4 protein-coding genes are annotated in these 7889 nt (G+C 69.8%); 2 read left to right on the plus strand and 2 right to left on the minus strand.

From position 1 onward, the window contains the following. The first annotated feature begins 26 nt into the window (after nt 1–26). The gene (locus AB0J93_RS19870; protein ID WP_269740311.1) at nt 27–362 is read left to right on the plus strand and encodes an STAS domain-containing protein; all 336 of its coding nucleotides are present in this window, start codon (nt 27–29) and stop codon (nt 360–362) included. A 177-nt stretch (nt 363–539) separates the two neighbouring features. Here the strand turns inward: AB0J93_RS19870 and AB0J93_RS19875 are convergent, their stop codons facing one another. Next, entirely contained in the window at nt 540–1100 is a 561-nt protein-coding gene (locus AB0J93_RS19875; protein ID WP_363923763.1) for a response regulator, read from the minus strand. Further along, complete coding sequence (locus AB0J93_RS19880; protein WP_363923764.1) at nt 1097–5467, minus strand: HAMP domain-containing protein; 4371 nt, start codon at nt 5465–5467, stop codon at nt 1097–1099. Before AB0J93_RS19880 ends, AB0J93_RS19875 begins: the two co-directional genes overlap by 4 nt. Before the next feature lie 154 nt (nt 5468–5621). On the opposite strand from AB0J93_RS19880, the gene AB0J93_RS19885 reads away from it, so the two are divergent. Beyond that, nucleotides 5622–7700, plus strand: coding sequence for a SpoIIE family protein phosphatase (locus tag AB0J93_RS19885; protein ID WP_363923765.1), 2079 nt, complete (start codon nt 5622–5624; stop codon nt 7698–7700). Nucleotides 7701–7889: the final 189 nt, after the last annotated feature.

A 7889-nucleotide genomic window follows, 5' to 3' on the forward strand; every position in this document is an offset into this window, starting at 1 on the left:
TACGGAGATCGCGATAGGCTGACCCGGTGGATCGTGCCGAACTGTCCATCACCGTGCACCGAACGGGCGACGAAGCAGTGCTCCGCCTTGCCGGTGAGATCGACATGCAAACGGCCGCCCAGCTATCGACCGTCGTCAACGAGGTTCTCACCGAGCCGCCGCCCCGGATCGTCCTCGATCTCGGTGGCGTGACGTTCTGCGATTCGCAGGGGCTGGGCACCCTGGTCGTCCTCAGCCGCAAGGCCAGTCACGCCCAGGCCCTGCTCGTCCTGACCAACGTCGGCGAGTTCCTGCTCCGCGTCCTCGACATCACCGGCCTACGCAGCGCCCTGATGATCCGCAACGACACCCCCACCCCCTGACCCCCCACCCCACCCCCACCCCCACCCCCCCACCCCCGGCCCCCGGCCGCCGGCCGCCGGCCGCCGCGATCTTGCACTTTCGGTCGCCGAGATGCCCCGAATCGCACCTTTCGTCGGGGCAGGAACTGCAAGATCGCGGCGGCCGGCGGGTGGGGGCGGGTGGGGGTGGGGGTGGGGTTAGTCGGGGGTGGTGCCCCAGCGGGCTTGTTCTAGGAGGGCCACGGCGCGGGACTGGGCCTCCGGGTCGTCGGCGTTGCGGAGCAGGGTGGTGGCCTCGTCTACCGCGTCGGTGAGCAGCCGCCACTGGGCGTCGCGCTCGCGCACCATCTCGGACTGGGCCGCCAGCTGGCGGGTCTTGGTCCACAACTCGACGAAGACGGAGACCTTCGCCCGCAGCACCCACGGATCGAACGGCTTGGTGAGGTAGTCCACCGCGCCCGCGGCGTAGCCGCGCAGGGCCAGTTGAGCATCCCGGTCGGCCGCGGTCAGGAAGATGATCGGGACGTGCCGGGTACGCTCCCGCCGCTTGATGTGGCTCGCCGTCTCGAAACCGTCCATGTCCGGCATCTGGGCGTCCAGCAGGATCACCGCGAAGTCGTCCACCAGCAACTGCTTCAGTGCCGCCTCACCGCTCTCCACGGCGACCGACTGCACCGGCAGCCCCTGGAGGATCGCCTCCAGGGCCATCAGGTTCTCCCGGCGATCATCGACCAGCAGCGCCTTCGCCACCTGCGTCACGAGCCCTCCTCGGTACGGCTGCCACTGATCCAGGTGCCCATCAGCTCGATCAACTGGTCCAGGTCGACCGGCTTGGTGATGTAGTCGCTGGCCCCGGCCGCGATCGCCGACTCCCGATCCCCCGGCATCGCCTTCGCGGTCAGGAACACGATCGGCAGGTCCGCGAACCGGTGGTTGCGCCTGATCTGCCGGGTTGTCTCGTACCCGTCCTGATCGGGCATCATGGCATCCATCAGGACGATATCGACCTCCGGGTGTTCGGCCAACAGGCGGACCCCGTCGGCGCCGTTGTCGGCGTACAGCACGGTCATGCCGTGCAGTTCGAGCGCGCTGGTCAGCGCGAAGACGTTACGCACGTCGTCGTCGACGATCAGCACGGTGGCACCATCCAACTGACGGGTCTTCGGCGCCTCGGGCGCCTCCGACAGCAACTCCATCGGCGGCATCAACAACGACGACGGCAGCCCCGCCCGCTGTGGTGACGGTGGCGCGGGCGCCACCACCGCGTCCGGTGCCAGTACGTCGGGCAGGTAGAGCGTGAATGTCGAGCCCTGGCCGGGTGCCGAGGCGACGGTGATCGTGCCCCCGATCAGCCGGGCCAGGTCACGGCTGATCGACAGGCCCAGCCCGGTGCCGCCGTAGCGGCGGCTGGTGGTTCCGTCCGCCTGCTGGAACGCCTCGAAGATCAGCGACAGCTTGTCGTCGGAGATGCCGATGCCGGTGTCGATCACCGTGAAGGCGATCACCTGCCGGGCGTTGGTCAGCGCCGGTACGTCGAACACCGCGTGCTCCGGAGCCCGGGAGATGCGCAGGGTCACCGCACCGTTGTCGGTGAACTTCACCGCGTTCGACAGCAGGTTGCGCAGGACCTGCTGGAGCCGCTGCGCGTCGGTCACCACGGCCGGCGGCAGGTCCTTGCCGATGCGTACCTGGAAGTCCAGGCCCTTCTCCTCGGCCTGCGGGGCGAACGCCTGCTCCACGTAGTTGCAGACCTCGGTGAACCGGACCTCGGTCGGCTCGACGTCCATCCGCCCGGCCTCGATCTTGGAAAGATCCAGGATGTCGTCGATCAGGCGCAGCAGGTCCGACCCGGAACCGTGGATCGTGCGGGCGAACTCTATCTGCTTCGGCGTGAGGTTCTGCTCGGAGTTCTCCATGAGCAACCGGGCCAGCAGCAGCAGCGAGTTCAGCGGGGTACGCAGCTCGTGGCTCATGTTCGCCAGGAACTCCGACTTGTACGCCGACGCTCGGGTGAGCTGCTGCGCCTTGTCCTCCAGGCCCAGCCGGGCCAGTTCGATCTCGCGGTTCTGGGTTTCGATGTTCGCCTTCTGCTCCGACAGCAGCTTCGCCTTGTCCTCCAGTTCGGCGTTGGTCCGCTGCAACTCCGCCGACTGCTCCTGCAACTCGTGCGCCAGCCGCTGCGACTGGGCGAGCAGTTCCTCCGTACGCCGGTTCGCCTGGATGGTGTTGACCGCGATGCCGATGGTGGAGACCAGCCGCTCCAGGAACGACAGGTGCAGCTCGGAGAAGGGTGTGACGGTGGCGAACTCGATCACGCCGAGCAGCTCGCCCTCGAAGAGGACCGGCAGGATGACCAGATCCGCCGGCGGCGTGTCGGCCAACCCGGAACGCAACGTGATCCGGCCGTCCGGTACGGCGCCGACCCGGATGGTGCGCCGGGACAGCGCGGCCTGGCCGACCAGCCCCTCGCCCGGCCCGAAGGTCACGTCGTGCCCCCGGGAGACGTAGCCGTACGAGGCGGTCAACCGCAGCCGCATCACGCCCTCGGAGTTGTCCACCAGGAAGAAGGCACCCAACTGCGCGTCGACCAGCGGCGTGACCTCCTGCATGATCATCCGGCAGACCTCGCCGAGATCACGCTGGCCCTGTAGCAGGCCACCGATGCGGGCGAGGTTGGAGTCGAGCCACCCCTGCTCGGCGTTCTTGTGGGTCGTCTCCCGCAGGGTGACGATCATCTGGTTGATGTTGTCCTTCAGCTCGGCGACCTCGCCCTGCGCCTTCACCGCGATCCGTTGGGTGAGGTCACCCCGGGTCACCGAGGTCGAGACGCGGGCGATCGCCCGGAGCTGGGTGGTAAGCGTCGAGGCGAGCTGATTCACGTTCTCGGTGAGGTCCCGCCAGGTGCCGGAGACGCCGCGTACCTGGGCCTGACCACCCAGCTTGCCCTCGGTACCCACCTCACGGGCCACCCGGGTCACCTCGTCGGCGAACGACGACAACTGGTCCACCATCGTGTTGACGGTGTTCTTCAGCTCCAGGATCTCGCCCTGCGCGTCGACCGTGATCTTCTGCGACAGGTCGCCGTTGGCCACCGCGGTGGTGACCGAGGCGATGTTCCGCACCTGGCTGGTCAGGTTCGACGCCATCGAGTTCACGTTGTCGGTCAGGTCGCGCCAGGTGCCGGCGACGCCGCGTACCTGGGCCTGACCGCCGAGCTTGCCCTCGGTACCCACCTCACGGGCCACCCGGGTCACCTCGTCAGCGAACGACGACAGCTGATCCACCATCGTGTTCACCGTCGACTTCAGCTCCAGGATCTCGCCCCGGGCATCCACCGTGATCTTCTGCGACAGGTCACCCTTGGCGACCGCCGTGGAGACCTGGGCGATGTTCCGCACCTGGGCGGTCAGGTTCGACGCCATCGAGTTCACGTTGTCGGTCAAGTCCCGCCACGTACCGCTGACGCCCTTGACCTGCGCCTGACCGCCGAGATTGCCCTCGGTGCCCACCTCCCGGGCCACCCGGGTCACCTCGTCGGCGAACGACGACAGCTGATCCACCATCGTGTTCACCGTCGACTTCAGCTCCAGAATCTCACCCCGGGCATCCACCGTGATCTTCTGCGACAGGTCGCCCCGCGCCACTGCCGTGGTGACCGAGGCGATGTTCCGCACCTGACTGGTCAGGTTCGACGCCATCGAGTTCACGTTGTCGGTCAGGTCCCGCCACGTACCGCTGACGCCCTTGACCTGCGCCTGACCGCCCAGTTTGCCCTCGGTACCCACCTCCCGGGCCACCCGGGTCACCTCGTCGGCGAACGACGACAACTGGTCCACCATCGTGTTGACGGTGTTCTTCAGCTCCAGGATCTCGCCCCGGGCGTCGACCGTGATCTTCTGGCTCAGGTCACCCTTGGCGACCGCCGTGGAGACCTGGGAGATGTTGCGGACCTGGCTGGTCAGGTTGCCGGCGAGCTGGTTGACGTTCTCGGTCAGGTCGCGCCAGGTGCCGGAGACTCCGCGTACCTGGGCCTGACCGCCCAGTTTGCCCTCGGTGCCCACCTCACGGGCCACCCGCGTCACCTCGTCGGCGAACGACGACAACTGGTCCACCATCGTGTTGACGGTGTCCTTGAGTTCCAGGATCTCGCCCTGCGCGGCCACGGTGATCTTCTGCGACAGGTCGCCCCGGGCGACCGCCGTGGAGACCTGGGCGATGTTGCGCACCTGGGCGGTCAGGTTCGACGCCATCGAGTTGACGCTGTCGGTCAGGTCCTTCCAGGTTCCCGCGACACCCGGCACCTCCGCCTGACCGCCCAGCTTGCCCTCGGTACCCACCTCACGGGCCACCCGCGTCACCTGCTCGGCGAAGAGGCGCAGCGTGTCGGTGAGCGAGTTCATCGTGTCGGCCAGCTCGGCGACCTCGCCGCGAGCGCTGACGGTGATCTTCTGCGAGAGGTCACCCTTGGCCACCGCGGTCGCCACCTGGGAAATCGACCGGACCTGGCCGGTCAGGTTCGACGCCATGGTGTTCACCGAGTCGGTGAGGTCCTTCCAGGTGCCGGCGACGCCGCGGACGTCGGCCTGGCCACCCAGCTTGCCCTCGGTGCCCACCTCCCGGGCCACCCGGGTCACCTCGTTGGAGAACGACGAGAGCTGGTCGACCATGGTGTTGACCGTGCGACCGATGCGCAGGTACTCACCACGCAGCGGGCGACCGTCGATCTCCAGCGCCATGTGCTGGGTAAGGTCACCGTCGGCGACCGCCACGATGACCCGGGCGATCTCGGTGGTGGGCCGGCCCAGGTCGTCGATCAGCGAGTTGACCGCCCGCTGACCCTCCGCCCAGGAGCCGTCCAGCCCCTCCTCGTCCAGGCGCTCGGTCAGCCGGCCGTCGCGGCCCACGACCCGACTGATCCGGCGCAGGTCCAGGTGCTGCCGCTCCTGGAGCGACACCACGTCGTTGAAGGCGTCCGCCACCTCCCCGGCCGCGCCCGAGCGCCGGGGCAACCGCACCTTGAGATCACCGCCACGGACCCGCCGTAGCGCCTCCGCCAGCTCGGTGAGGACCGCCTCGTGGTCGGCGGCGGAGGTCTCCGCGGTCACCGACTGTTTCGCCGTGGTCATCATTCCTCGCTCACCTCGGGGTACACCGGCTCCCACCGGCCACCCCATCATTGTCCCCGTGACCTGGAAAACGCCACGGCACGGCACCGCCCAACGGCAAAGACCCGGCGGTGATCGGCTTGGCACTTCAGGGGTGTCGGTGGAGGATACGAGGGTGTCAGCGGAGGCGGGGCCCGCGGCGACGACGGGCCCAGACGAGCACGTGCGGCGCGTCCGGCTTCCCGCCGACCGCCGTACGCCGGCCGCCGCGCGCGCGGTCGTCCGGTCCGTGCTCGCGGAGGCGGACCTGGACGAACTGCTCAACGAGGCACTTCTGCTGACCACGGAACTGTCCACCAACGCGGTCGAGCACGCCCGCACCGAACTGGACATCGAGGTCACCGCCGACCAGGCGGGGCTGACCGTGACGGTCTCCGACTTCGCCGCCGGCCCGGTCGACGAGCTGACCGTCGGCGTACGCAACCTGGCCACCGACATCACCGAGGTCGCCGAACGAGGGCGCGGGCTGCTGCTGGTCGACCACTTCGCCAGCCGCTGGGGTACCACCTACCTGCGCACCGGCAAGGGTGTGTGGTTCCGGCTGGACCGCTCCGATCGCAAGGGGAACGGACCGGCCACACCCGCGCCACCGGCGAGCGCCGCCCAACCGGACAGCGTCGGGCAGACCGCCGTGCCCAGCGCCGGTGCGATGAACGCGCTGATGCAGACCACCCCCGACCCGTACGCCGAGGACCCGCTGCCGGACTTCGCCGCCGGACTGCTGACCCGGGTGGCGGAGATGGTCGGTGCCGCCGGCGGGGTGGTGCGGCTGGACCGCGGCGACGGCCAGGGTGCCCAGGTCCTCGCCCGGTACGGCCGCCAGCCCCGGGCCGGCAACGACCTGCTCCGGGTGCCGCTGGCCGTGCACCGCCCGTACGCCGGAGAGCTGGAACTGGACGCCGCGCCCACCGCGTACGCCCAGCCGCTGGCGGTGCTGACCGCCGAGCGGCTCTCGCTGCACCTGGAGAACGACCGGCTGCGCCGCGCGGACGTACGCCGGCAGGCCTGGCTGACCTTCCTCGCCGAGGCCAGCGAGCTGCTCGCCCAGTCGCTGGACGTCGAACTGACCATGGCACTCATCCCGCAGCTGGTGGTGCCCCGACTCGGCCAGTGGTGCGCGGTGCACACCACCGACGAGTGGGGTCGGCTCCGGCTCGCGGCGGCCAGCCACGCCGACGAGTCGATGCTGCCGCAGCTGCACGCCACGCTCCGCGAGGCCGGCACCGACTCCATCCAGGCTCGGCTGCGGGAGGCCAGCCGCAACGGCACCCGAACCCCGCTCGGCGCGCCGATGGAGGGCTTCGCCGTGCCGTTGATCGCCCGTGGGCAGCGCCTCGGCACCCTGGCCGTCGGACGGCACCAGCGGCACCGGCAGGACCCGGACGAGATCGCGGTGCTGGAGGACGTGGCCCGACGGGCCGCCCTCGCCATCGAGAACGCCCGCATCCACGCCGAACGCCGCCGGGTCGCCCAGACCCTGCAACAGTCGTTGCTGCCGCCGGTCCTGCCGGTGGTGGAGGGCATCGGCTTCGCCGCCGAGTACGTGCCGACGGGTGGGGACGTCGACGTCGGTGGCGACTTCTACGACGTGGTGCCGCTGCCGGACGGGCGCTGGCTGGTGGTGATCGGCGACGTCTCCGGCAAGGGAGTGCAGGCGGCGGCGGTCACCGGGCTGGTGCGGGACGTCATCCGGGTGCTGGCCGGCGACGGCAAGCCGCTGCCCGAGGTGCTGGCCCGGCTCAACGAGACGCTTGTCGAGCGGGGTGCCGGCCGCTACTGCACGCTGGCGTTGGCGGCGGTCGGGCCCGGTGAGGGCGACCGGCTCGACGTCGGGCTGCACCTGGCTGGGCACGACCGGCCGGTGCTGCTGCGGTCCAGCGGCGGCCCGGCCGCCTTCGTCGGCACCGGCGGCACCGCACTCGGGCTGCTCGACACGATCGCCTCGCCCACCGCGCAACTCGCCCTCGACCCGGGCGACTGCCTGGTCTTCTACACGGACGGAGTGACCGAGCGCCGCCGGGGGCGGGAGTTGTTCGGCACCGGGCGGCTGCGCGACGCCGCCGCTCCGCTGGCCGGCTACTCGGCGGACGTGGTGGCGGCCCGACTGCGCGCCACCGCGATCAACTTCTCGGTCGAGGAGCCCCGCGACGACATCGCCATCCTCGTCCTCCGCAACGACGCCGTCGCCGTCTGACCCCGCGCCCCGCGCCCCGCGCCCCGCGCCCCGCGCCCCGCGATCTTGCACTTTTGGTCGCGGCATAACTGACATAAGCCGCGTTTCGGCGACCAAAAGTGCAAGATCTGTGACGGTTTTTGTCAAGCGGTGGCTTCGAGGGTGCGCCAGATTTGGCGGGCTATGTAGCGTTTGAGGCTTCGGGTGATC

The organism is Micromonospora sp. NPDC049374, from assembly GCF_040677165.1.
GTDB lineage: Bacteria > Actinomycetota > Actinomycetes > Mycobacteriales > Micromonosporaceae > Micromonospora.

Coding starts and splice junctions, on each gene's coding strand:
- AB0J93_RS19880 (WP_363923764.1), bottom strand. CDS start 5,467: ATGACCACGGCGAAACAGTCGGTGACCGCGGAGACCTCCGCCGCCGAC.